The organism is Allokutzneria albata (assembly GCF_900103775.1).
Classification (GTDB): Bacteria; Actinomycetota; Actinomycetes; order Mycobacteriales; family Pseudonocardiaceae; genus Allokutzneria; species Allokutzneria albata.
This window is the reverse complement of the sequence record NZ_LT629701.1, coordinates 372553-395571: the sequence shown is the minus strand read 5'-3', so window position 1 is coordinate 395571 and position 23019 is coordinate 372553. Positions and strand designations below refer to the sequence as shown.

The 23019-nt window shown below is 71.9% G+C and carries 24 protein-coding genes; 7 read left to right on the top strand and 17 right to left on the bottom strand.

Going from position 1 to position 23019, the window contains the following annotated elements; translation table 11 throughout:
* Positions 1-68: 68 nt before the first annotated feature.
* Complete coding sequence (locus BLT28_RS01830) at positions 69-986, top strand: glycosyltransferase family 2 protein (RefSeq protein WP_162184827.1); 918 nt, start codon at positions 69-71, stop codon at positions 984-986.
* Here BLT28_RS01830 and BLT28_RS01825 read toward each other — a convergent pair.
* Complete coding sequence (locus tag BLT28_RS01825; RefSeq protein WP_030429185.1) at positions 983-1435, bottom strand: Lrp/AsnC family transcriptional regulator; 453 nt, start codon at positions 1433-1435, stop codon at positions 983-985. The genes BLT28_RS01830 and BLT28_RS01825 overlap by 4 nt on opposite strands.
* On the bottom strand, positions 1432-2559 hold the full coding sequence (locus BLT28_RS01820) for a M24 family metallopeptidase (protein WP_030429186.1): 1128 nt from the start codon (positions 2557-2559) through the stop codon (positions 1432-1434). Before BLT28_RS01820 ends, BLT28_RS01825 begins: the two co-directional genes overlap by 4 nt.
* Before the next feature lie 88 nt (positions 2560-2647).
* Between BLT28_RS01820 and BLT28_RS01815 the strand changes: the two genes are divergently transcribed.
* Complete coding sequence (locus BLT28_RS01815) at positions 2648-2881, top strand: hypothetical protein (protein WP_030429187.1); 234 nt, start codon at positions 2648-2650, stop codon at positions 2879-2881.
* Between the two features lie 106 nt (positions 2882-2987).
* On the opposite strand, the gene BLT28_RS01810 is transcribed toward BLT28_RS01815, so the two are convergent.
* The 4 genes from BLT28_RS01810 to BLT28_RS01795 all read right to left on the bottom strand — a co-directional run bounded on the left by BLT28_RS01810 (position 2988) and on the right by BLT28_RS01795 (position 6342).
* Positions 2988-4262: an MFS transporter gene (locus BLT28_RS01810; protein ID WP_081900236.1), complete on the bottom strand. Its 1275-nt coding sequence runs from the start codon at positions 4260-4262 to the stop codon at positions 2988-2990.
* Positions 4259-4849 carry a winged helix-turn-helix domain-containing protein gene (locus tag BLT28_RS01805; RefSeq protein ID WP_043811225.1) on the bottom strand — a complete coding sequence of 197 codons (591 nt, stop codon included), beginning with the start codon at positions 4847-4849 and terminating at the stop codon, positions 4259-4261. Before BLT28_RS01805 ends, BLT28_RS01810 begins: the two co-directional genes overlap by 4 nt.
* Positions 4850-5143: 294 nt before the next feature.
* Positions 5144-5710, bottom strand: coding sequence for a hypothetical protein (locus BLT28_RS01800; RefSeq protein WP_030429190.1), 567 nt, complete (start codon positions 5708-5710; stop codon positions 5144-5146).
* Entirely contained in the window at positions 5707-6342 is a 636-nt protein-coding gene (locus BLT28_RS01795) for a TetR/AcrR family transcriptional regulator (protein WP_030429191.1), read from the bottom strand. Before BLT28_RS01795 ends, BLT28_RS01800 begins: the two co-directional genes overlap by 4 nt.
* An 86-nt stretch (positions 6343-6428) precedes the next feature.
* On the opposite strand from BLT28_RS01795, the gene BLT28_RS01790 reads away from it, so the two are divergent.
* Positions 6429-7373: a 5'-3' exonuclease gene (locus BLT28_RS01790; RefSeq protein ID WP_030429192.1), complete on the top strand. Its 945-nt coding sequence runs from the start codon at positions 6429-6431 to the stop codon at positions 7371-7373.
* Positions 7374-7384: 11 nt separating this feature from the next.
* Here the strand turns inward: BLT28_RS01790 and BLT28_RS01785 are convergent, their stop codons facing one another.
* From BLT28_RS01785 to BLT28_RS01745, 10 genes are all read right to left on the bottom strand, one after another.
* Positions 7385-8590: a GNAT family N-acetyltransferase gene (locus BLT28_RS01785; protein ID WP_030429193.1), complete on the bottom strand. Its 1206-nt coding sequence runs from the start codon at positions 8588-8590 to the stop codon at positions 7385-7387.
* Positions 8591-8659: 69 nt separating this feature from the next.
* On the bottom strand, positions 8660-9373 hold the full coding sequence (locus tag BLT28_RS01780; RefSeq protein WP_030429194.1) for a DUF4333 domain-containing protein: 714 nt from the start codon (positions 9371-9373) through the stop codon (positions 8660-8662).
* Between the two features lie 185 nt (positions 9374-9558).
* The gene (locus BLT28_RS01775) at positions 9559-12318 is read right to left on the bottom strand and encodes a DEAD/DEAH box helicase (RefSeq protein WP_030429195.1); all 2760 of its coding nucleotides are present in this window, start codon (positions 12316-12318) and stop codon (positions 9559-9561) included.
* Positions 12319-12383: 65 nt separating this feature from the next.
* Entirely contained in the window at positions 12384-13313 is a 930-nt protein-coding gene (locus BLT28_RS01770; RefSeq protein WP_052407221.1) for a diacylglycerol kinase family protein, read from the bottom strand.
* Positions 13310-14287: a twin-arginine translocase subunit TatC gene (gene tatC / locus BLT28_RS40745; RefSeq protein ID WP_043811228.1), complete on the bottom strand. Its 978-nt coding sequence runs from the start codon at positions 14285-14287 to the stop codon at positions 13310-13312. The genes BLT28_RS01770 and tatC overlap by 4 nt, the downstream gene beginning before the upstream one ends.
* Positions 14288-14306: 19 nt before the next feature.
* Complete coding sequence (tatA, locus tag BLT28_RS40740; RefSeq protein WP_030429198.1) at positions 14307-14606, bottom strand: Sec-independent protein translocase subunit TatA; 300 nt, start codon at positions 14604-14606, stop codon at positions 14307-14309.
* A 21-nt stretch (positions 14607-14627) separates the two neighbouring features.
* Positions 14628-14876, bottom strand: coding sequence for a bacteriophage holin (locus BLT28_RS01760; protein WP_052407222.1), 249 nt, complete (start codon positions 14874-14876; stop codon positions 14628-14630).
* Between the two features lie 117 nt (positions 14877-14993).
* Complete coding sequence (locus tag BLT28_RS01755; RefSeq protein ID WP_030429200.1) at positions 14994-15968, bottom strand: helix-turn-helix transcriptional regulator; 975 nt, start codon at positions 15966-15968, stop codon at positions 14994-14996.
* Positions 15969-16943 carry a helix-turn-helix transcriptional regulator gene (locus BLT28_RS01750; RefSeq protein ID WP_030429201.1) on the bottom strand — a complete coding sequence of 325 codons (975 nt, stop codon included), beginning with the start codon at positions 16941-16943 and terminating at the stop codon, positions 15969-15971.
* 48 nt (positions 16944-16991) lie between these two features.
* On the bottom strand, positions 16992-17549 hold the full coding sequence (locus BLT28_RS01745; protein ID WP_030429202.1) for a DinB family protein: 558 nt from the start codon (positions 17547-17549) through the stop codon (positions 16992-16994).
* Between the two features lie 12 nt (positions 17550-17561).
* Here BLT28_RS01745 and BLT28_RS01740 point away from each other — a divergent pair, with 12 nt between their 5' ends.
* On the top strand, positions 17562-17780 hold the full coding sequence (locus tag BLT28_RS01740) for a hypothetical protein (RefSeq protein WP_030429203.1): 219 nt from the start codon (positions 17562-17564) through the stop codon (positions 17778-17780).
* A 51-nt stretch (positions 17781-17831) separates the two neighbouring features.
* Here BLT28_RS01740 and pafA read toward each other — a convergent pair whose 3' ends face one another.
* The gene (gene pafA / locus BLT28_RS01735; RefSeq protein WP_030429204.1) at positions 17832-19190 is read right to left on the bottom strand and encodes a Pup--protein ligase; all 1359 of its coding nucleotides are present in this window, start codon (positions 19188-19190) and stop codon (positions 17832-17834) included.
* 139 nt (positions 19191-19329) lie between these two features.
* Here pafA and BLT28_RS01730 point away from each other — a divergent pair, with 139 nt between their 5' ends.
* From BLT28_RS01730 to BLT28_RS01720, 3 genes are all read left to right on the top strand, one after another.
* Positions 19330-20829 carry a bifunctional phosphatase PAP2/diacylglycerol kinase family protein gene (locus BLT28_RS01730; RefSeq protein ID WP_052407223.1) on the top strand — a complete coding sequence of 500 codons (1500 nt, stop codon included), beginning with the start codon at positions 19330-19332 and terminating at the stop codon, positions 20827-20829.
* A 182-nt stretch (positions 20830-21011) separates the two neighbouring features.
* Entirely contained in the window at positions 21012-21773 is a 762-nt protein-coding gene (locus BLT28_RS01725) for a tRNA-dependent cyclodipeptide synthase (protein WP_231950942.1), read from the top strand.
* Positions 21770-22990: a cytochrome P450 gene (locus BLT28_RS01720; RefSeq protein ID WP_052407224.1), complete on the top strand. Its 1221-nt coding sequence runs from the start codon at positions 21770-21772 to the stop codon at positions 22988-22990. The genes BLT28_RS01725 and BLT28_RS01720 overlap by 4 nt, the downstream gene beginning before the upstream one ends.
* The last annotated feature ends 29 nt before the right edge of the window (positions 22991-23019 follow it).

Here is a 23019-nt window from a genome sequence, read left to right as displayed (position 1 = left end):
GGTTTTGCCCTACGGAACGGTCCGTCTGCGGGTTCTGGGCACCCGGCCACCGCACTACGGTCATGATCATGGAACCGCTGGTGAGCGTGATCGTGCCCACGAAGGACCGCCAGGACCGGCTCGCCGCGGCACTGGAAAGCGTTGCGGCGCAGACGCTGTGCGATCCCGGCTCCCCGCACCGGGTCGAGGTGGTCGTGGTCAACGACGGCGGCGCGAGCGTCGAGGACGTCGTGGAGAACGCCGGGCTGGACGAGGTCAAGCTGATCGAGTCGCCCACCTCGCACGGGCACGCCGGCGCGCGCAACTCCGGTATCGAGGCCGCGGACGGCCGCTACCTGGCCTTCCTCGACGACGACGATCTCTACCTGCCGGGGCACCTGGAGTCCGCCGTCGCGGCGCTGCGCGAGGCCGACCTCGTCTACGCCTACTGCCGGACCAGCGTCCGCCGCGTCGAGCCCGGCGAGGAACCCTTGCACGCCAAGGCTTTCTTCGACGTGGAGTTCGACGCCGGACTGCTGCTGGTCGGCAACTACATCCCCACGTCGACCATCGTGTGCCGCAACGACCCCGCCGCGCGCTTCGACCCGTCGATCCCGGTGCTCGTCGACTGGGAACTGTTGCTGCGCCTGGTGCACGGCCACGGCTGGCGCGCGGCGACGACCGCGCGGCCCACCGTGGTCTACCACCGCGTCCCCGAGCAGAACAGCGACACCGTCGACGCCACGCGGATCGTGGCCGGGCACGACAAGTACCGCAAGGGGTACCCGGCGCTGCTGGACCGGTGGCCGGTGCCCGAGGGCTCGCCGATCGAGGTGCTGCGCAAGCACATGACCGACTTCAACGACATCTGCCACGAGCGCCTGGTGCGTGGCGAAGAGCTGCCGCACTTCCTCTACGAACAGGCGTTCCAGGTGCTGCACGCCGCCCACGCGGGGCGGATCGACCCCGCCGAGGTTCCCGCCCGCCTCATCGCGGCCCTCGGCTAGACGGCCGGAGGGCGGGCCTCGTACGGGGTGGAGAGCACCACGGTGGTCTTGGTGGACACGTTGGCCGACTCGCGGATGCGGCGCAGCAGGTCCTCCAGCGCCGTGGCCCGGGCGACGCGCACCAGCAGGATGTAGGAGTAGTCACCGGCGACGGAGTAGCACGCCTCGATCTCCCGGAGGTGCTCCAGCCGCTGCGGGTAGTCGTCGGGCGCCGACGGGTCGATCGGCGTCACCGAGATGAAGGCCGTCAGCGGCAGGCCGACCTGCTCGTAGTCCAGCTTGCCCTGGTAGCCGCGCAGCACCCCGCGCTGCTCCAGCCGCCGGACCCGCTGGTGCACGGCGGACACGCTCAGCCCGACCCGCTCGGCGAGGTCGGTGAAGCTGCACCGGCCGTCCTCGCTCAGCTCGCGCAGGATCGCGCGGTCGATGGCCTCCAGCGAGGTACTCATAGCACCACCAGTTCGCGCGGCTGGTTGTTCAGCGACAGGGCGCCGTCCTCGGTGACCACCACGATGTCCTCGATCCGCGCACCCCACCGGCCGGGCAGGTAGATGCCGGGCTCGACGCTGAAGGCCATGCCCGGTTCGAGCGGGATCTCGTTGCCCGCCACCACGTACGGCTCCTCGTGCACGTCCAGCCCGATGCCGTGGCCGGTGCGGTGCACGAAGTACTCGCCGAACCCGGCGGCGGCGATCACCGACCGCGCGGCCGCGTCGACGGACTCCGCGGTGGCACCGGGCCGGACCGCGCGCACGGCGGCCGCCTGGGCCTGCCGGAGCACCTCGTAGGTGTCCGCGACGTCGCTCTGCCCGGGCTCGCCGATCGAGTACACCCGCGTGCAGTCGGAGTTGTAGCCGCTGGGCATCGGCCCGCCGATGTCGATCACCACGACGTCGCCGGGCTCGATGACCCGCTCGGAGACCTCGTGGTGCGGGCTCGCGCCGTTGGGGCCGGAGCCGACGATCACGAACTCGGCCGAGGTGTGCCCCTCGGCCACGATCGCCTCGGCGATCTCCGCCCGGACCTCCGCCTCGGTGCGCCCGGCGCGCAACCACTCGCCCATCCGCGCGTGCACGCGGTCGATCGCCGCGCCCGCCTCGGCCAGCGCCTCGATCTCCGCGGCGTCCTTGCGCATCCGCAGTTCCCGCACGATCGGCCCGGCCAGGTCCTGCCGCGCCGGGCCGAGTGCGTCGCGCAGCTGCAAGGCGTGCAGCGCCGGCATCATGTCCGACACCGCGAAGACCTCCGCGCCGCGGACGTGGTCGGCGACCATCCGGAACGGGTCCTCGCCGTCCACCCACGTGCGCAGCTCGACCCCGAGGTCGGCCAGCGGCAGGTGGGCGTAGCCGGGCGCCTCCAGCGCGGGCAGCAGCAGCACCGGCGTGCCACCGGTGGGCAGCACCAGGCAGCTCAGCCGCTCGTGCGAACCCCCGCCGACGCCGAGCAGGTAGCGCAGGTCCGAGCCCGGGGAGATCACCAGGGCGTCGGCCCCGGCCTTCCCGGCGGCCTCCGCGGCCCGGCCCAGACGGGCCCGAAGCGCTGGGACGTCACGCGTCCCGGTGATCGTGGACATGCGCACCAGACTAGTCGAAGTCAACCAAAGTTGACGCGCCTTTGCGGTCAACCTAGATTGACGGGAGCGGACGACGTAGGTTGAGCGGATGGAGGTCGACAGGTTGGCAACGCTGGTCGGGCAGGCGGGCGACGACGACCCGCTGAAGGCCCTGCACGCCGCCGCCGAGATCCGGCACGAGGCCGAGCGCATCGAGGCGGTCCAGGTCCGGCGCGCCCGCACCAGGGGCGTGCCGTGGGCGCTGATCGCCGAGGCGCTCGGCGTGTCGAAACAGGCGGTGCACAAGAAGTACGGCGGCAGCCGCTTCTCCCAACGCGGCTGACCGCCGTACGTCCACTGTGGACACATCCGGGCGGAGGCCCCTGACGCGCTGAATGAGTCATTCGGCGCGTTCAAGTACCTCAATGACTCATTCAGTGCGCGACGGACTAGTAGCGGGCGTCCATCTGCCGCCAGATCGGGAACAGCAACGGGCACAGCGTCGCGGCGAGGTAGATCAGCCCGCCCGCGGCGAAGGTCAGGTGCACGTCCCAGGTCTCCACGGCCAGCCCGCCCAGCAGGGAGCCCAGCGGCATGCCCACCAGGGCGCAGGCGCCGATCGCGCCGATCACCGTGCTGCGGATGCGCACCGGGATGCGCCCGTACTCCACCACCGCGAGCAGCGGGTTGATCGAGCCCGCCGCGAACCCGGCGACCGCGACCACGAGCAGGATCGCGGGCAGCCCCGGGTCCACGGTGTAGATCAGCAACCGCACGGGTCCCACGAGGATGAAGGCCGTGGTGAACAGCAGCCTGCGGTGGTGGATGCGGTGCCCGATCCAGCCGTAGACCAGGGTTCCGGTGAGCGCGCACGCGCCGAAGACGCCGATGATCATGCCGAGCGCCACGCTGCTGTGCAGCACGTCGCGGGCGTAGGACGGCATGAGCACCGTGATCGTGGCGCTGTCCAGCGCGTTGGTCACGGCGATCATCCCGGCGATGGCGGCGATCAGCCGGTCCGAGCGCAGGTACGACAGGCCCTCGCGCAGCTCGCTGAGGTAGTGCCTGCGCTCGATCGCCTCGGCGTCCATGTGCCGCACGCCGGCGGCGATCACCAGTGCGGAGAACAGGAACGTCACCGCGTCGATCACCAGCACCTGCGGCGGACCGGTCAGCGCGATCAGCGATCCGGCGAGCGGACCGCCCAGCATCCTGGTCGCCCGGCCCGCGCCGTCGTAGCCGCTGGCCGCGCGCTCCACGGTGGTCCCGGCGAGTTCGGTCAGCCGCGGCAGCATGCTGTAGCGCGCGGTGTCCCCCGGCGCCCGGCTCAGGCCGAGCACCATGGCCAGCACCACCAGTTGCCAGAACGGCAGCCCGTTCGTGGCGTGCAGCAACGGGATCGACCCGACCGCGACCGCGGCGACCAGGTCGGAGAGCATGCTCACCCGCTTGGCGCCGAACCGGCCGACCAGGGGGCCGCCCAGCACCGAGGACAGCACGAGGCCGACCGCCTCGATCGCCCCGACCAGGCCGGTCTGGGTGGCGCTTCCGGTCGTCTGGAGCACGAACCACGGGATGGCCATCAGGGTCATGGTCGTCCCGCACCCGGACACCGCGTTCGCGACGAGCACCGCGGCGAGCGGCCCCCTGGTCCGCACGGGGGCCGGTGCCGGGAACGCCCGGACTCCGGCTCGCGGCAGCGGGGCGGGTTCGGCAAGGGTCAAGGCTGCTGCTCCTCATGGCGGTTGCGGGGAAACGCCTGCAGCTGCACCCGGACCGCCTCGTCCCCCTCGGCCCGTGGCCTGCGGTAGCGCTCGATGACGGCACCCAGCTCCTCGACGAGCCGGGTCAGTTCCGGTGCGGTGAGCCGCAGGTCCCAGTCGGACAGGGTCGCGGCGCACACCCATTCGCGGCGCCAGGACTCCACGGCGGCGACGAACGCGGCGGCATGGCCGAAGTCGCGGTTGACCACCTCGTGCATCAGCACCTGCAACGCGCCCCAGGAGTCGGGGTCGTCGAGGAACTGCGCCTTGTCGAAGACGGTCACCTCGTGGCGGGCGCGCCACCAGCGGTCGCGCCGGTTGCCGCGGTCCGGGTCCTCCTCGATGAACCCGTACTCGGCCAGCTGGCGCAGGTGCCAGCTGGTGCTGCCGGAGCTCTCGCCGAGACGGGCGGCGAGCCCCGACGCGGTGGCCGGGCCGTCCTCGCGGAGCAGCCCCAGGATGCGCAGGCGCAGCGGATGCGCGAGCCCCCGGAGGCTGCGGGCGTCGAGTGGCTGCCCCTGCCGCGTGGAATCGGTCGTTGTCGGCACCCGCGGAAAGCTAGTTCGCCAAGGAGCCTTTGCAATGGGTTCTTGGCAAATCAGTTACCGAAAGCGATCGGTAGTCGTAACCGTAGTAATCCGATCAGAGTAGTTGCCAACCCGCCAGATAGCTCTCGTCCGCCTCTTGGTTACACGGCGCGGACGAGAGCACACGACCGAGTGGCCCTGTCCAGACCCGTCCAGGTTGGTACGTCCTCACCGTCCCAACCGTCCCCGCGGTCGCCAACCGCCCCCGACCCGTCGAGCTCGGTGGGTCGGGGGCGGTTGGCGGCGTTCGCGGCGCTAGCGGCGGGAGAGCGAGACCTCCGGCCTGCTCGGCTCGGGCTTGGGCTTGAAGGTGTAGGAGAGCGAGAAGACGCCGTCGGCGAGCATCACGATCGTCCAGATCCTGGCGACCTGGACCAGCGCGTCGGCCCGGGCCAGGTCCCAGTCGGCCAGCCACAGGCCGCCGACGAGCAGGCTGCAGCCCAGCGCCCAGGCACCCAGGTGCTGGAACCACCCGCGGCGCTCGTACCGCGCGTGCTCGCGGCCGTACTGCGGCTTCCTGCGCGGCGGCGGGCCGCCCGCGAAGCGGTGGTTCACCCGCTCGTCGGCCCAGCGGATCATCCGGTGCCCGAAGACCACCGAGATGCCGAGGTAGAGCGCGGCGATCGCGTGGTGGAACTCGGCCTTGCCGCCCGCCGCCAGGTCGTAGCCCGCGACGGCCAGCAGGAACAGGTCCGTCAGCGGGGTGCAGATCAGGAAGAAGACGCCGAGCTTCGGCTTCTTCAGGACGTAGCGGGAAATCAGGCCGAGCGCGATGAATAACCAGAACCCGATCTCGGCTCCGATGATGGCCGCGTAGATCATGCGTTCTCCCCTGTGACTGACGACAAGAACACGCGCCCGAGCTGCACGTCGACCGCGTCGACGACCAGTTCGGCCGCGATGTGCCCGGAGGCGAGCAACGCCTGCTGGGCCAGCCCCTCGGCGAAGGCGAGCAGCTGCAGCGCCTCGGCGGAGGGATCGAGGCCCGCTGGGATCTCCCCGGCCTCCTGTCCGCGCCGCACGGCGTCGGACATCTGTTCCACGCGCCGCAGCATGGCCGTCTCGTAGACCTTGGCCAGCTGCGGCGTGCCCACGCTGCGCGCGCAGAAGGCCAGCCAGACCCGCACCTCGTCGGCCCGCTCCTGGTCCAGCGGCATCAGCTGCAGCAGCACCTCGCGGACCAGCGACCGCACGGGCACGTCCTCCGGCGCGCCGCCTGCGGTCTCCAGCCACGCCCGCAGGCGCTCGTCGAAGCGCTCGTCGATGGTGTGGAAGGCCAGCAGCAGCATCTCGTCCTTGTTCGCGAAGTAGTGCTGCACCAGGCCGACCGACACCCCGGCGGCCGCGGCCACCTTGGCGACGCTGACCTCGTCCAGCCCGCGCTCGGCGGTGAGCCGCAGCAGCGCGTCCACCACCTGCCTGCGCCGGAGTTCGTGGTCGATCACCTTGGGCATGTTTTTACAATATGACCATATTGTAAAACGCGCAAGGAGACCTCCCTCACGAGCGGGTGTCAGGGGGCGGTGGCAGGCTGTGCGCCGTGACGACTCCGCTGGTGCTGCTCGACTCCGCGAGCCTGTGGTTCCGTGCCTTCTACGCGCTGCCCGAGTCGATGACGGCGCCGGACGGCACCCCGGTCAACGCCGTGCGCGGCTTCGCCGACATGGTCGCCAAGATCATCACCGACCGGCGGCCGTCCCGGCTGGTGGCCTGCCTGGACGCGGACTGGCGGCCCGCCTTCCGGGTCGAGGCGCTGCCCTCCTACAAGGCGCACCGCGTCGCGGAGGCGGCGACCGGTCCCGGGGCCGACGCCGAGGAGGTACCGGACACCCTCACCCCGCAGGTCCCGGTGATCCTGGAGCTGCTGGACGCGCTGGGCATCGCCACCGCGGAGGCGGCGGGCTACGAGGCCGACGACGTGATCGGCGCGCTGGCCACGGCCGAGGACCGCGATCCGGTGGAGGTGGTGACCGGCGACCGCGACCTGTTCCAGCTCGTCCGCGAGGAGCCGACCCCGGTGCGGGTGATGTACACCGGCAAGGGCATCGCGAAGGCGGAGATCTACGGCCCGGTGGAGCTGGCCGCGCGCTACGGCCTTCCGGTGGACCGGGCGGGCCCGGCGTACGCGGACATGGCCGCGCTGCGCGGCGACCCCTCCGACGGCCTGCCCGGCGTCGCGGGCATCGGCGAGAAGACCGCGGCCGGCCTGGTCACCGCGGTGGGCTCGGTGGAGGACATGCTCGCCGCGCTCGACGATCCGGCCGACACCCGCATCCCGGCGCGCTCACGCGGCAAGCTGGAGGCGGCCCGCGACTACCTCGCCGTGGCCCCCCGGGTGGTCCGCGTCGCCGTCGACGCCCCAGTCAGCCTGGACCGCGACGACGTGCTGCCGAACGCCCCCGCCGACCCGGACCGCGTCCGCGCGCTCCAGGAGAAGTGGGGCCTCAGCCGCTCCGTGGACCGTCTCGTCGCCGCACTCTCCTGAGCGAAGCCGGCTCAGAAGAAGGTGCCGGAGTTGGGTGGGCGGTCGGTGGTGAAGAGGCGGTCGGCCCGGGTGAGCGCGGACGCCTCGCGCACGGTGAGCCTGCCCGTCGCGGCCAGCGCGGAGGCGGAGATGTCGCCCAGGTAGAGCATGGCCAGGGAGTCGACCGGCAGCTCCAGGTCGGCGGAGGCGTCCGTGCGCCGCACCCCGTCCGGACCGACGCGGTAGCGCCCGGAGTTCTCCGGCAGGAAGCGGTCGTGCACCTCGACGACGACCGGCCGGGCCGGGCCGTAGGTGCGCGCGGCGAGCGCGGTGGGCACGTCCACCAGCCGCAGCCAGGTCTCGTCCGTGAGCTCGATCGTCCGGCAGTCGCCCCGGTTCGGCACGATCAGCTCGACGTGCTCGTCCAGCGGCCGCCCCCACGCCCGCACCCAGCGGACCAGGTCGGCGCCGAGCAGGAAGCGCCACAGGTCGAGCACGACCCCGAGCGACGCGCCGTGCATGTCGTGCACGTCGAGGCGGCGCTCCCGCTGGTCCGGCGAGATGTTCACCGTGGTGGCCTCGTAGAGCGCGAACCCGTCGTCCCCGTCCGGTCCACTGTGGACAGCCGCGACCAGGTGGTCCTTCTGCGCGAGCCTGCGCTCCACCACCATCCGCCACCAGCCGCGGGGACGGCTCATCATCCCGGGGCGGTGCAGCCCGATCCGCTCGTAGATCTTCGGCAGCTCCACCGCCAGCTCGTCGGTCTCCAGCAACCGGATCTCGCCGTCGCCGGGCAGCGGGGGCACCGCACGGCCCCTCGTCGCCTCCACCTCCACCGTGCGCCCCCGGCAGGCCACGCCGTAGCCGAACCGGCCGTAGATCACCGGCTCGGTCGCGTGCAGCGAGGCCAGTGGCTCACCCAGCTCACGCAGCTGCGCGCGCATCAGCTCGGTCATCACACCGCGCCGGGTGTGGTCGGCGCGCACACCCACCCGGCTCACGGCCGCGAGCGGGAGCACCGCGCCCCCGGGCACGGCCATGGTCGCGGCGAAGGACTGGGCGCTGCCGACGATGCGGCCCTCGCGGAAGGCGCCGAAGCAGCGCTCGGCCGGGTAACCCGCGCTGCTGTACTCCCACATCTCGTCGGTGACGGGGGCGGCGTGCAGGCTGCCGAGGAAGAGGTCCTGCGCGGCGCGCTTCTCGTCCTCGTCCAGCACCCGGATCCGGTAGTCGCTCACGCGGTGATCCTCCCCGGAAAGGGCGAACGGGGCGACCGGTTAACCGATCGCCCCGCCCATGCCGTTGTGCTACTTGGGGTAGCCGACCTCGTAGCGCCCCTCGGCGGTCTTCACCGTGATCGGGATGACCTTGTCCTTGCCGTCGATCTTGGCCTTGCACTCGAAGGAGGCGTTGACCGCGACCTTCTGGCCCGACGGGCAGGTGACCGACTCGGTCTTGGTCTGGCCGTAGCGCTCGGTGAGCATCTTCTTCACGTCGTTCTGCATCGCCGTGTTGTCGAAGACCTTGCTCACGAAGAAGCCCGGGGTGACGAAGCCGGTGACGCCGACCGCGGCCAGCACCACGATCGCGACCACGCCGATGATCAGCGGCGTCTTGGACTTCTTCTTCTCCGGCTGCGGCGCGCCGTAGGGGTTCTGCCCGAACTGACCGGGCTGGCCCTGCTGCCCCGGCTGGCCGAACTGACCGGGCTGCTGCCCGGGGTACTGACCGGGCTGCGGCTGACCGGGCTGCTGGCCGAACTGACCGGGCTGACCGGGCTGGCCGGGCTGCTGCGGGTAGCCGGGCGGCGGGAAGCCACCGGGCTGCTGCGGCTGGCCGGGATGAGGGGGCTGCTGACCGAACTGGCCCTGGTTCGGGTCGTACGGGGGCTGCTGGCCGGGCTGCTGGGGGAAACCGCCGGACGGGGTGCCCTGCTGGCCGTACCCCCCGCCGTAGGGCTGCTGACCCCACTGCTGCTGGTTGGGGTCGTTCCCTCCGGGCGGGCCGTAGGGGCTGGTCATTCTCTCTTCGCCTCCGGAATCGAGGTCGCGCCATGGACGACTTCGCGCGCCCGGCACAGCTGGTCGGCTGAGCGTCTAGTCGGCTGAGCGTCGCTGGGCGCGATCCAACCACAGCCGCGCCGTCATTTCGCAGCGGACCGGCGAATTGGTTCGCAACAGTGTCGCGCCCTTCCGCCGGACCGGCCTCACAGGGTGCCCATCGCCACCACGCCCCTGCGCAGCGAGGTGGCCGCCTTCGCCGCGGTCGCACCGACCGGATCGGCCCGGCCTACCACGTCCCGCACCTGTTCGAGCAGGTCGATCACCTGGCGGCACCACCGGACGAAGTCGCCCGCGGAGAGCTCCTGGCCGTTGGTCTCGGCCGCGGTGAGCACCTTTTCCAGCGATTCCCCCCTGGCCCAGCGGAAGATCGGCCAGGCGAAGCCGATGTCGGGTTCCCTGGTGCGGTTCTGCAGCCGGAACCGGCGCTCGTCGTCCTCCAGGTCGGCCCACAGGCGCACCGTCGCGGCCAGTGCCTCGGTGACCGGTCCCGCCGGGACGCGCGGCGCGCCGAGCGGGTCCCGCCGCGCCTCGAAGACCAGCGCGGAGATGACCGCGGCCAGCTCCGGCGCGCCGAGACCGCGCCACACCCCGTGCCGCAGGCACTCCGCCGCGAGCAGGTCCGACTCGCTGTAGAGCCGGGTCAGCCTGCGGCCGTGCTCGGTGACCTGCTCGTGCTCGCCGTCGCCGTCGAGGTAGCCGCGCTCCCGCAGCAGCGCCCTGATCCGGTCGAAGGCGCGGGCGAGGGAGTGCGTCGTCCCGGCGACCTTGCGTTCCAGCTGCTCGGTCTCGGCGGTCAGCCGCTGGTGCCGTTCTCCCCAGCGGGCGTGCTCCTCGCGCTTGTCGCAGCCGTGGCAGGGGTGCGCGCGCAGGGCCCGGCGCAGCGCGGACAGCTCGGCGTCCTCGTCCAGCCCGGTCCGCTTGCGCCCGGGCCGGGTCGGCACGCTGATCCCGGTGGCGCGCAGGGTGGAGGCGAGATCGCGGCGCGACTTGGGCGAGCGCACGTCGACCTGCTTCGGCAGCCGCACCTGGCCCAGCGCCTCCACCGGCGCGGGGAAGTCGGCCGCGGACAGCCGCCCGGCCCACCGGTCCTCGTTGACCACCAGCGGCCGGGTCTCCCCGCGCTGGTCCAGCCCGGGGTCGATGACGATGGCCAGCCCGCTGCGCCGCCCGGTCGGCACGGCGATCACATCGCCCTTGCGCAGCCGCTCCAGCGAGGTCTCCACCTCCGCGCGCTTGGCCGAGCTGTTCTGCTTGGCCAGCGCCTTCTCCCTGGTGGAGATCTGCCTGCGCAGGGCCGCGTACTCGGCGAAGTCACCGAGGTGGCAGCTCATGGCCTCCTCGTAACCGCCGAGCGCCTCGCGGTTGCGCTCGATCTTGCGGGCGACGCCGACCACCGAGCGGTCGGCCTGGAACTGCGCGAAGGACTGCTCCAGCATCTCCCTGGACTGCACCACGCCCAGGCGCTGCACCAGGTTCACCGCCATGTTGTAGGCGGGCCGGAACGACGAGCGCAGCGGGTAGGTGCGGGTGGAGGCCAGCCCGCCGACCTGCTTGGGGTCGATGCCGGGCTGCCACACCACGACCGCGTGGCCCTCGATGTCGATGCCCCGCCGCCCGGCGCGCCCGGTGAGCTGGGTGTACTCCCCCGGCGTGAGGTCGACGTGCGCCTCGCCGTTGTACTTGACCAGCTTCTCCAGCACCACCGTGCGGGCGGGCATGTTGATGCCCAGCGCCAGCGTCTCGGTGGCGAAGACCGCCTTCACCAGGCCGCGGACGAACAGCTCCTCCACGGTCTCCTTGAACGCGGGCAGCAGCCCGGCGTGGTGGGCGGCGATGCCCCGCTCCAGTGCCTCGCGCCACTCCCAGAAGCCGAGCACCGTCAGGTCGCCCTCGGGCAGCTCGGCGGTCTTCTCCTTGATGATCTCGCGGATCTGCTCGACCTCGGACTCCACCGTCAGCCGCACCCCGGCGCGCAGGCACTGGCGGACCGACTCGTCGCAGCCCGCGCGGCTGAAGATGAACAGGATCGCGGGCAGCAGCCCGGCGCCGTCCAGCCGCTCCACCACCTCCGGCCGCGACGGCGGGCGGTAGCGCTGCCCCCGGCCGCCCCCGCGCGGGCCGCGGGCCCGGGAGAACGGGGTGAAGTGCCGGTCCAGCTCACCGACGTGCCTGGCCAGCTCCGGGTTGATCCGGACGTCCCCGGCGTGCGGGGAGTTCTCCGCGGCGAACAGGTCGAACATCCGGTTGCCCACCAGCATGTGCTGCCACAGCGGGACCGGACGGACCTCGTCGACCACGACGGCGGTGTCCCCGCGCACGGTCTTGAGCCACTCGCCGAACTCCTCGGCGTTGCTCACCGTCGCCGACAGGCTGACCAGCCGCACGTGGTCGGGCAGGCTGAGGATGACCTCCTCCCAGACCGCGCCGCGGAAGCGGTCGGCGAGGTAGTGCACCTCGTCCATCACCACGTACCCCAGGTTGTCCACAGTGGACGAACCGGAGTAGAGCATGTTGCGCAGCACCTCGGTGGTCATCACCACCACGGGCGCGCCGCCGTTGACGGAGGTGTCCCCGGTCAGCAGGCCGACGTTGTCCGCGCCGTAGCGGGCGACCAGGTCGGCGTGCTTCTGGTTGGATAGCGCCTTGATCGGCGTGGTGTAGAAGCACTTGCGGCCCTCACCGAGCGCCATGTGCACGGCGAACTCGCCGACGACCGTCTTGCCGGCGCCGGTGGGCGCGCAGACCAGGACGCCGTGCCCCTCTTCGAGCGACTCGCAGGAGGAGCGCTGGAACGGGTCGAGCTCGAAGGAGACCAGCTGTTCGAAGTCGGTGAGCCGGGGGAACCTGGCACGTCGCTTCGCCGCCGCGTAGGCCTCTGACGGGGAAGAACCACTTGCTGACACCCGACCAGGTTGTCACACGCCCCCGACAACACCGCGCCCGCTGCCGCAGCGCGCCGCAATCTTGATCATTCCGGCACCAGCACGCGCAGGGCGCCCGGCACCGAGGTGACGGTCATCGGCAGCTCCGCCTGGCGCTCCCCGTCGGCGTAGGCCACCCAGTCGTTGTCCCCGCCCAGCCGCACCGAGCGGGCCCGCAGCGTGCGCACCTCGGGCAGCTCCACGTGCCTGCCGGAGCGCAACCGGGGCAGCATCTTCACCATCAACGCCCGCGGCGCCGCGGTCACGACAGTGAGGTCGAACAGCCCGTCACCGGCGTCCGCGTCCGGGCAGACGGGGATTCCGCCGCCGTAGCAGGGCGTGTTGCCGACCGCGACGAGCGTGGCGTCCAGCTCGAGGCGTTCCCGGTCGGTCTCCACCACCAGCGGCCGGGCGCGCAGGTGCGCCAGTTCGGCCAGGATCGCCAGGTCGTAGCGCTTCGGCCCGCGCGGCCAGCGCATCCGGTTGGCGCGCTCGTTGACCGCGGAGTCGAAGCCCGCGCACAGCACCGTGGCGAACCACGCGCCGCCCTCGACCCGTCCCAGGTCGAGCCGTCCCCACGCGCCCCTGGTCAACGCCGCCGCGAAGGCGTCGGCCGCCGCGAGCGAGGTCCTCGGCCAGCCCAGCGCGGCGGCGAGGTCGTTGCCGGTGCCCGCGGGGACCACCGCGAACGCGGTCGCGGAGCCCGCGCACGCCTGCAAGCCCGCGTGCGCGGCACCGTCTCCGCCCAGCATCGCCAGCACGTCCACACCGGACTCCACGGCGCTGCGGGCCAGGTCGACGGCGTGCTCCCCGCTGCGCGCGACGGACTGCACGAACTCCCCGGCCACGGGTCTGATCCGGGCGGCCACGCTGCCCGCCACCCGGGCCGCGGCACCGGCTCCGGAGGCGGGACTGACGACGAGAGCGACTTTGAGTCCGCTCCCGCGTGGAACGGGTTCGCTCGCGAACTCGCTCACGTGGCGTCGTCGTAGCGGTTGCGCGGCAGCTCGGCCGGAGAAGCCACCGGCTCCGGCGTCGCCGTCTCGGGCGCGCCCGGGCCCAGGTCGAGCGGGGCGGCCTCATCGGGCGAGAGGTTCGCCCACTTCGAGGTCTCGTCCCGCTTCGCCTTGCGCTTGTCGTGGATGCGGCACAGCTGCAACGCGAACTCGAAGAGCACCGTCAGCGCGACCGCCAGCACCACCATGCCGACCGGGTCGGTGCCCGGCGTCGCCACGGCGGCGAAGACGAACAGGCCGAAGATGATGCCCCGGCGCCACTTCTTCAGCTTCTCGTAGGTGACCGCGCCGATCCGGTTGAGCATCACGATGATCAGCGGCATCTCGAAGCTCACGCCGAACACGATCAGCATGGTCAGCACGAAGCTGATGTAGGACGAACCGGTGAGCGCCGTGGTGAAGAAGTCGCCCGAGAAGCTCACCAGCACCGACAGGCCCGCCGGGATGACCAGGTAGGCCAGCGCCGTGCCGACGATGAACAGGAAGCTCGCGGAGAAGACGAAGATCCGCGCGAACTTGCGCTCCCTGGCGTAGAGGCCGGGCGTGATGAACGCCCAGACCTGGTACAGCCACACCGGGCTGACCAGGGCCGCGCCCGCGCCGAGACCGACCTTCAGCTGGATCATGAACGCCTCGAACGGCTGCTGCTGGATCAGCACGCAGGGGTTGCTGGGGAACCGCTGCGCGGCCGGGATCGAGCAGTAGGGCCCCCGGATCAGGGACTCCAGCGTCGGAAGTCCCGCGATCGGGGTGGTGAACCAGATCCAGCCGATGATGCCGCCGACGGCCATGGCGAAGGAGATGACCGCCACCCGGTGCCGCAGCTCGTAGAGGTGCTCCAGGAGCGTCATGGTGCCGTCCGGGTTGTGCTTCCGGCTCCATGGCTTGCGCTTGCGGCCGCTCGGGATCAGGCGGCGGAGCGGGTTGCTCGCCACCGTGTCGCCCCGACCTCTCTCAGCGGTTGTCGGTGCGCGGCTGCTGCTCCAGCGGCGGCGCCACCTGCGGGGCGGGCTGCTGCTGGACCGGCTGGGCCGGGGGCAGCGGCGCGGGCTGCTGGTACTGCTGCTGCGGCGCGGGCTGCTGCTGGGCAGCCTCGTCGGCCTGGCCGTCCTTGTTCATGGCCTTGGTCTCGGCCTTGAAGATGCGCATCGACTGCCCGATGGATCGCGCCATCGTCGGCAGCTTGGCAGCGCCGAAGAGCAGCACCACCACGAGCGCGATGATGATGATCTCGAAGCCTCCGAGATTGGGCACGGTGTCCTCCTCGTCTCCCCGCTAGATGGTACGTGCGGAAGAGTCGTCGCTGTCGCTGTCGTTGGCGGATCTGGTGGACCTGCGCTCCGCGATGGCCACCTTCAGGGCGGCGGATCGGGCGCGGAGCAGACCCGCACGGTCGTCGACGTGCCTGCCGGCAGCCGCGTACGCCGCGCCGAAACGGCTCAGCGAACGGAAGACCTTGACCGCGACGAACAGCAGGACCACCAGTCCCGCGACGACCAGCAGCAGGCTCAGCAGGTACGGCACTGGCACACCGTAACCGCCTGGGGCCCGGGAGAGAACACCGGTCCTACCCGGTTGGCCCAACGTTCGTCCCAGGTTGTCCGGCCTGCCGGAATCCCGGTCCTGATCTTCACGAACACCTCACACGCGGGCTTCCAGCGCATCCGCCCGGCGCAGCGCGGTGGCCGCCCGCTCGGCCACCAGCCGGGCCAGCGAGGCGGGCTCCTCCACCCGCACCCGGCCGCCCTGGCCGAGCAGCAGCCGCACCATCCACGACTCGTCGCCGTAGCGCATGACGATCCGCATCCGCCCGTCCGGCAGGTCGGTGACGTCCTCGACCGGGTAGTACTCGGCGATCCACCGGGCGTCCGGGTCGAGCAGCAGCACCGCGGTCCCCTGGCCCTCCCTGGACCGGAAGACGCCCTCGGACAGGTCGGTCGGCCGGGCGTGCGGCGGCGGGGCGGCGCGCTCGTCCAGCGCGGTCACCTCGTCGACGCGGTCCAGCCGGAACAGCCGGACCCCCTCGGCGCGGCGGCACCACGCCTCCAGGTAGCTGCGCCCGTCCACCAGCAGCAGCCGCATCGGGTCGACGACGCGCTCGGTGATCTCGTCCCGGGAGACGGTGTAGTAGCGGATGCGGATCGCCACGCCCCGGTGCAGCGCGTCCTGGATCGGCTCGCGCATCTCCGCGGTGGCCTGGTTCTCCCGCCCGGCGAGGCCGACCGCGACCCCGGCGGGCTTGGCGTTGCCGACCGCGGACTCGACCTTGGCCAGCGCGCGCTGCACCGCGTCGGTGTCGGCCACCCCCGGGGTCTCGCCGACCGCGCGCAGGGCCACCAGCAGCGCCGTGGCCTCCTCCGCGGTCAGCCGCAGCGGCCGCCGCATGCCCGCGTCGAAGGCGACGGTGATGGTCTCGCCCTCGAAGGAGATGTCGATCAGGTCGCCCGGCCCGTAGCCCGGCAGCCCGCACATCCACAGCAGCTCCAGATCGCGGCGCAGCTGCTTCTCGGTGATGCCGAAGTCGGCGGCGGCGTCGGCGACCAGGATGCCCGGCCGCGCCATCAGGTAGGGCACCAGCGCGAGCAGCCTGGGCAGCCGGTTCTGCGCGGAATCCATCTACACCGCCCCCTTCGCGAAGCCGGACATCAGCATGCGGACGTGCGCGCGCAGCGAGTCCGGCTCCAGCACCACCACGTCCGGTCCGTACCCGGCGATCCAGCTGGCCGCCGAGTCCGGGTAGATCAGGTCGATCTCCACCACCTCGCCGGGCTCGCCGTCCAGCTCCAGCGCCTCGATCGGCTTGGCCCGCCTGCGCAGCCCCTGCGCCCGGCCCGCGGCCACCCACAGCCGGGCGGTCGCCGACGCGGGCGGCTGGTCGTTCTGCTTGGCCACCATGCCCAGCAGGTCCACCTCGGGCGGGCGGTGCACCACGCCGTCCTTGCCGGTCGCGCGCACCGCGCCGACGATCCGGGAGAGCCGGAAGCAGCGCGGCGCGTCCCGCACGCGGTCGTGGCCGACCAGGTACCACCGGCCGCGCCAGGACACCACGCCCCAGGGCTCCACCGTGCGGCGCGCGGGCCGCGGCGAGGACTGCTTGCGGTAGTCGAACTCCACCACGCGCCCCCGGTTCACCGCGGTGAGCAGCGGCGCGAACGCGGGCTCCGACGTGCGGACCTTGGGCTCGACCACCGCCGGGGTGTCCGGGTCCACGTCCACCCCGGCCGCGCGCAGCTTGATCAGCGCCCCGTGCGCGGCGCCGGTCAGGTCCGGGGAGTCCCACAGCCGCACCGCGAGGGCCACCGCAGCCGCCTCGTCCGGTTCCAGGTCGATCTCGCCGAGCTCGTAGTCGCGCCGCGCGATCCGGTAGCCGTCCACGGAGTCGAACACGGAGTTGCGCCCGGTCTCCAACGGGATGCCCAGGTCGCGCAGCTCCGCCTTGTCCCGCTCGAACATGCGGAAGAACGCGTCGTCGCTGGGCGCGTCGGTGTAGCCGGGGACGATCCCCCTGATCCGTTCTGCGGTGAGGTACTGGCGCGTGGCCAGCAGGCACAGCACCAGGTTCACCAGGCGTTCGGCACGTACGGTCGGCACCCCGCGAACCTTAGCCCCTCATCACCCCGCGTGTGTCGAACACCTGTGCTAACGATCTCCACCCCAGGTCCGGCCCCCGCCACTGGCCCGGTGGAGATCGCGCAGCGTGGCCACCTCGGCCCCGTGGTGCACCACCTCCCGGTTGACGTGCAGCACGAGCGCGGCGAACGGCAGGTGCCCGTACGGGCCCTCCTTCTCGCCGACCTCCCTGGCCAGCGCCTCCTCGTCGAGTGCGCCCACCCCCGCCGACCACGCGCGGTAGCCCTGCTCGACGTAGTCGATGGCGGCCGAGGCACTCCCCGGCCAGGTGATCGCGTCGATGGCGAAGGAGCCGTCGCCGAAGTGGTTGGACGCCCGCATCCCCAGCACCACGCCGCCGATGTGGGCCAGCCGCCAGGCGATCGTGGTGAACGGCGGCGGCTCCGGCGCGGGGAAGGCCCAGTCGCAGGTCATCCGCCCGTCCGGCCCGGGGCGGACCGACCAGCACCCTGGAACGGGCTCCCAGAAGTACTCCTCGTCGGTCAGTCCCTCCAGCCGTGGCCGGAACACGTGCTCCCAGTACCAGTCGAGCTGCTCGCCGAGCTGGTTGTGCCAGGTCTTGCCCATGACCTGAAGCGTATGGTCGATTCCCGCCACGGAGCTGCGCGTGAGCGCCCCGCACCGCCTCTCCGGCGAGACGCCGGCGAGCCGCCTCGACGTCAGCGTCCGCACGTCGGCGCGGTACCCCTCACCCCGGGCGAGATCGCCGCGCTCATCGCCGCGGTGGTGGCGGTGGGCCCGTACTCCTCCGCCACCACGCGCTCCGCCCTCGACAAGCTCGTCATCGCGCTCACGTGAACGCCACGAGGGCGCCGCGAGCTGGTCGCGGCGCCCTCGTGGGAGTGCGTTCTACAGGGAGGCGATCAGGCGTTCCACGCGCTCGTCGACCGCGCGGAACGGGTCCTTGCAGAGCACCGTCCGCTGGGCCTGGTCGTTCAGCTTGAGGTGGACCCAGTCGACGGTGAAGTCGCGGCCCGCCTCCTGCGCGGCGGCGATGAAGTCCCCGCGCAGCTTGGCCCTGGTCGTCTGCGGCGGGGTGTCCTTGGCCGCCTCGATCTCGCTGTCGTCGGTCACCCGCAGCACCTGGTCCTTGCGCTGCAGCAGGTCGAAGATGCCCCGGCCGCGCCGGATGTCGTGGTAGGCCAGGTCCAGCTGCGCGACGCGGGGGCTGGAGAGCTCCATGTCGTGCTTGGCCCGGTACCGCTCGATCAGCCGGTGCTTGATCGCCCAGTCGATCTCCCGGTCGATCAGCGTCAGGTCCTGCCGCTCCACCGCGTCCAGCGTGCGGCCCCACAGCTCGATCACCCGGTCGGCCACCGGGTCGGCCTGCCGCTGCGCGACGTGCTCGACGGCCTTGGCGTAGTACTCACGCTGGATGTCCAGCGCGGAGGCCTCGCGCCCGCCCGCCAGCCGGACCAGCCGGGTGCCGGTGAGGTCGTGGCTGATCTCGCGGATGGCCCGTATCGGGTTGTCCAGCGTGAAGTCCTTGAACTGCACGCCCGCCTCGATCATCTCCAGCACGAGGTTGGCGCTGCCCACCTTCAGCAGCGTGGTCACCTCGGACATGTTCGAGTCGCCGACGATCACGTGCAGCCGCCGGTAGCGCTCGGCGTCCGCGTGCGGCTCGTCGCGGGTGTTGATGATCGGGCGCGAGCGCGTGGTGGCGCTGGAGACGCCCTCCCAGATGTGCTCGGCCCGCTGCGACAGGCAGTAGACCGCGCCGCGCGGGGTCTGCAGGACCTTGCCCGCGCCGCAGATCAGCTGCCGCGTCACCAGGAACGGCAGGAGCACGTCCGCGATCCTGGAGAACTCCCCGGCCCGCGCCACGAGGTAGTTCTCGTGGCAGCCGTAGGAGTTGCCCGCGGAGTCGGTGTTGTTCTTGAACAGGAAGATGTCGCCGCCGATGCCCTCGTCGGCCAGCCGACGCTCGGCGTCGATGAGCAGATCCTCCAGGATCCGCTCCCCCGCCTTGTCGTGGGTGACCAGCTGGGCCAGGTCGTCGCACTCGGCCGTGGCGTACTCCGGATGCGAGCCCACATCCAGGTAGAGCCGGGAACCGTTGCGCAGGAACACGTTGGACGACCTGCCCCAGGACACCACACGACGGAAGAGGTAGCGCGCCACCTCATCCGGCGAGAGCCTGCGCTGCCCGTGGAAGGTGCAGGTCACCCCGAACTCAGTCTCGATGCCGAAGATCCGCCGCTGCATATGTCCACAGTAGGGGGTGTCGCGGCGATCACCAGTGCGCCGATCGGGGAGAGAAGATCCGCGTGTCCCAAACGTCACCGCCACGGCATACAACCGGGGCCGGTGTGCGCGCACCTGTGACATTGCATAGCGTCGTGGCGTGATCGAGAAGCTGCACGCGGCCACCGAGGCCGTCATCGAGCTCGACCAGGCCCTGGTCCGGCGCAGTGCGAGGCTGCCGCGCAGCAAGGCCGACCGCGCCCTGAAGACCCTTTCGCGCGCCGCCAACCACGGCGTGCTGTGGTTCGCCATCGCGGGCCTGCTGGCCGCGCGCAAGGGCCCGACCCGCCGCGCCGCCGCCCGGGGTGTCGCCGCGATCGCGGGCACCAGCCCGACGGTCAACCTGGTGATGAAGCTGCTGCTCCCGCGCAGGCGACCGGCCGCCGAGCTGATGCCGGCGCGCCGCAGGCTGTCCAGCCCGCCGACGTCCTCGTCCTTCCCCTCCGGTCACGCCGCCTCCGCCGCCGCGTTCACCACGGCCGTCGCCATGGAGTCGCCGCTGACCGGTGCCGTGATCGCCCCGCTGGCCGCCGCCGTCGCCTACTCCCGGGTGCACACCGGCGTGCACTGGGGCAGCGACGTGGTCGCGGGTGCCGCGGTCGGCACCGGGATCGCGCTGGCCACGCGGCGCTGGTGGCCGGTGCACCCGGACGAGCCCGCCGAGGTCCGCCCGGACGTCGAGGCGGCCGCCCTGGACGAGGGTCAGGGCATGCTGGTGCTGGTCAACCCGAACTCCGGCATCGACGGCGAGGACCCCTCCGAGCAGATCCGCAGCGTGTGGCCGAACGCGCGGATCGTGCACCCGAAGAAGGGGATGGACCTGATCGAGCAGATCGACAAGGAGATCTCCGACTCGACCTACGAGACCAAGGCGCTCGGCGTGGCGGGCGGGGACGGCTCGGTCGCCGCGATGGCCTCGGTCGCCGCGCGCAAGAAGCTGCCGCTCGCGGTCATCCCGGCGGGCACGCTGAACCACTTCGCCCGGGACATCGGCGTCGAGCGGTTGCTGGACGTCGACGACGCGGTGCGCGAGGGCCACGCGGTCGGCGTCGACCTGGCCACGGTGCGGGTGGACAACCAGCCCAAGCGCTGGTTCATCAACACCGCCAGCCTCGGCGGCTACCCGGACATGGTGATGCTGCGCGAGAAGTGGCAGGGCCGCTGGGGCAAGTGGCCGGCCGCGGCCGTCGCGCTGGTCCGGGTGCTGCACCAGGCCCAGCCGCTGGAGGTGCGGGTCAACGGCAAGCGGCACAAGGTGTGGCTGCTGTTCGTCGGCAACGGCCCGTACCGGCCGAGGGGGTTCGCGCCGACCCGCAGGCCGCGCCTGGACGACGGGCTGCTGGACATCCGCTACGTCCGCGCCGACATCAAGTGGTCGCGCATCCGGTTCGTGGTCTCCGCGCTGACCGGGACCCTGCACCGCAGCCGCACCTACGTCCAGCAGGAGCGGCCGAACCTGGTGGTGGAGGTGCTCGGCCCGGCCGTGGCCATCGCCACCGACGGGGAGGTCGGGCCGGAGGGCAACCGGTTCCGGTTCGCCGCGCACGAGGCGGCCCTGCACGCCTACCGCGAGGAGCACGGCCGCAACAACCTCACCTGAGCGCGCGTGCGGCGGCGTGACGACCGGTGAACCCGGCCGCGCCGCCGCACCCCCCGTTCAGTGGATTGCGGCCCGGCGTTCACGTGTTCGCAGGGTGATGTTCGGCAGCGACGAGGGAAATGCCGTCACGCGCACGGGCAATACCGCGGCCGGGAACACGGCTCTACGTTGAGCGGGTGGCGATGAATCCCGGAGTTGTTTCCCGTAGTTCCGATCCGATTGTCCGTCCCTACACGGAGCGGTGCGCCGATCTGCTCAGCACCGGCGAGCACGCGTTGCTGGGAATCAGCTCGTTCAACAGCTACTACACCGACGAACGGGTCGAGCAGCTGCTGAGTTGGGCCTTCTGCGAGTTCTCCCGGGTCAACGTGCTGCTGCCCGGCGCCGAGGCCAGCTGGATCCCCAGCATGCGCGGTGCCAACCCGGGCCGGGCCAGGAAAAGGGCCAGGCAGGAGGTGGCCAGGGTGCGCAGGCGGGTCCAGCGCACGCTCGCCGACCTCGGCGTCGACGACCCCGACGCGGTGACCTTCACCTGGACCGAGATGGCCGACAACGCCCACTACGACCGGATTCTGGAACAGGCCTGGGCCGGCTACCAGGACAACGAGGAATTCCGCTCCGCCTGCGAGTCGATCTCCACGCGTGTTCTCCAGACGAATTTCGGTGAGGCCAACCCCGATCCGTGGACGCGGGAGTCCTTGATCGGTTACCTGCTCGCCGAGCTGCCGTTTCTGGTCGACACCCCGCGCATTCTGGGCGTGCCGAACTCCGTTTTCTGCTACCACCGGGAGAGCCCGATGGTGGAGCTGCTCTCGCGCAGCTCGTTCTCCCCCAGGATCAGCGCGGACCAGGGCCACATCGTGATCTCGATCGAGGACGAGCCGGTCGTGCCCGCGCCCCGCGCGGCGGCCGAGGCGGTGCGGGAGGGGTTCGCGGTGCGATGACCGCCCCGTCGGCCACCCCGGCACAACCGGCGTGGCCGAGGGTGGACTACCCCTTCGCCAGGGACCCGCACGGCGGGCCGCCGCCGATCTTCGACGACCTGCGCGAGCGGTGGCCGGTGTGCCCGATGCGGATGCCGGACGGGGAGCGGGTGTGGCTGGTCACCCGCTACCGCGATGTGGCCACCGTGCTCTCCGACAACCGCTTCTCCCGGGCGCTGACCTGCACCGGCGACGCGAAGATGCTGCGCGTCGGGGTGTTCGGCGATCCGGCGAACATGTTCAACATGGACCCGCCCGACCACACCAGGTTGCGCCGCATCCTCGCCCCCGTCTTCGCCCCGGGGGCGGTGCGCGGCCTGCGGCCGTTCGTGGCGCGGGCGGCGGGCGCGCTGATCGAGCACCTCGCCCAGCTGACGCCGCCGGTGGACCTGATGACGCAGCTGGCGATCCCGCTGCCCACCTCGATCAACTGCGATCTGTTCGGGATCGCCGAGAAGGACTGGGCCGAGGCGGCGATGCTGGCCGCCGGGTTCAACGCCACCACCACGGCCGCCGCCGACCTGCGGCGGCAGTACCGGCGGTTGCGGGCGCTGCTGGAACGGCTGGTCGCCGAGCAGCGCGCCGAGCCCGGCCTCGGCGTGCTGTCGATGATGATCGCCGCCCGCGACGAGGAGGACCGGCTCAGCGACGACGAGCTGCTGGCCACCGCGGCGGTGCTGCTGGTCGGCGGTACCGAGACGGTGTCGTCGGTGGTCGGCCTCGGCGTGCAGGCGCTGCTCAGCCATCCCGAGCAGCTGGCGGCCTGCGTGGCCAACCCACGGCTGTGGAAGACCGCGGTCGAGGAGATCCTGCGCTACCGCCCCGGTTTCGACCTGAGCGCGCTCCGCGTCACCCGCGAGCCTGTGGAGCTGTCCGGCACGGTGATCCCCCAAGGGGCCGCGGTGTGCGCGCCGGTGATCGCGGCCGCCTACGACCCCTCGGTGTTCCCGGACCCGCACCGCTTCGACATCCACCGGGACAACGCGTCCCCGATCCACTTCGGGCACGGACCGCACTACTGCATCGGGGCGGGGCTGTCCCGGCTCGAACTGGAAGTGACGTTCTCGATGCTCTTCGAGCGCCTGCCCGGCCTCCGCCTGGCCACCAGCCCGGAACGCATCCCGTTCCAACGCGGCTCCGCCCAGATGCGCCCCACCCGCCTGATGGTCACCTGGTGATCCCAAGACAACCGCCCCCGACCCGTGCG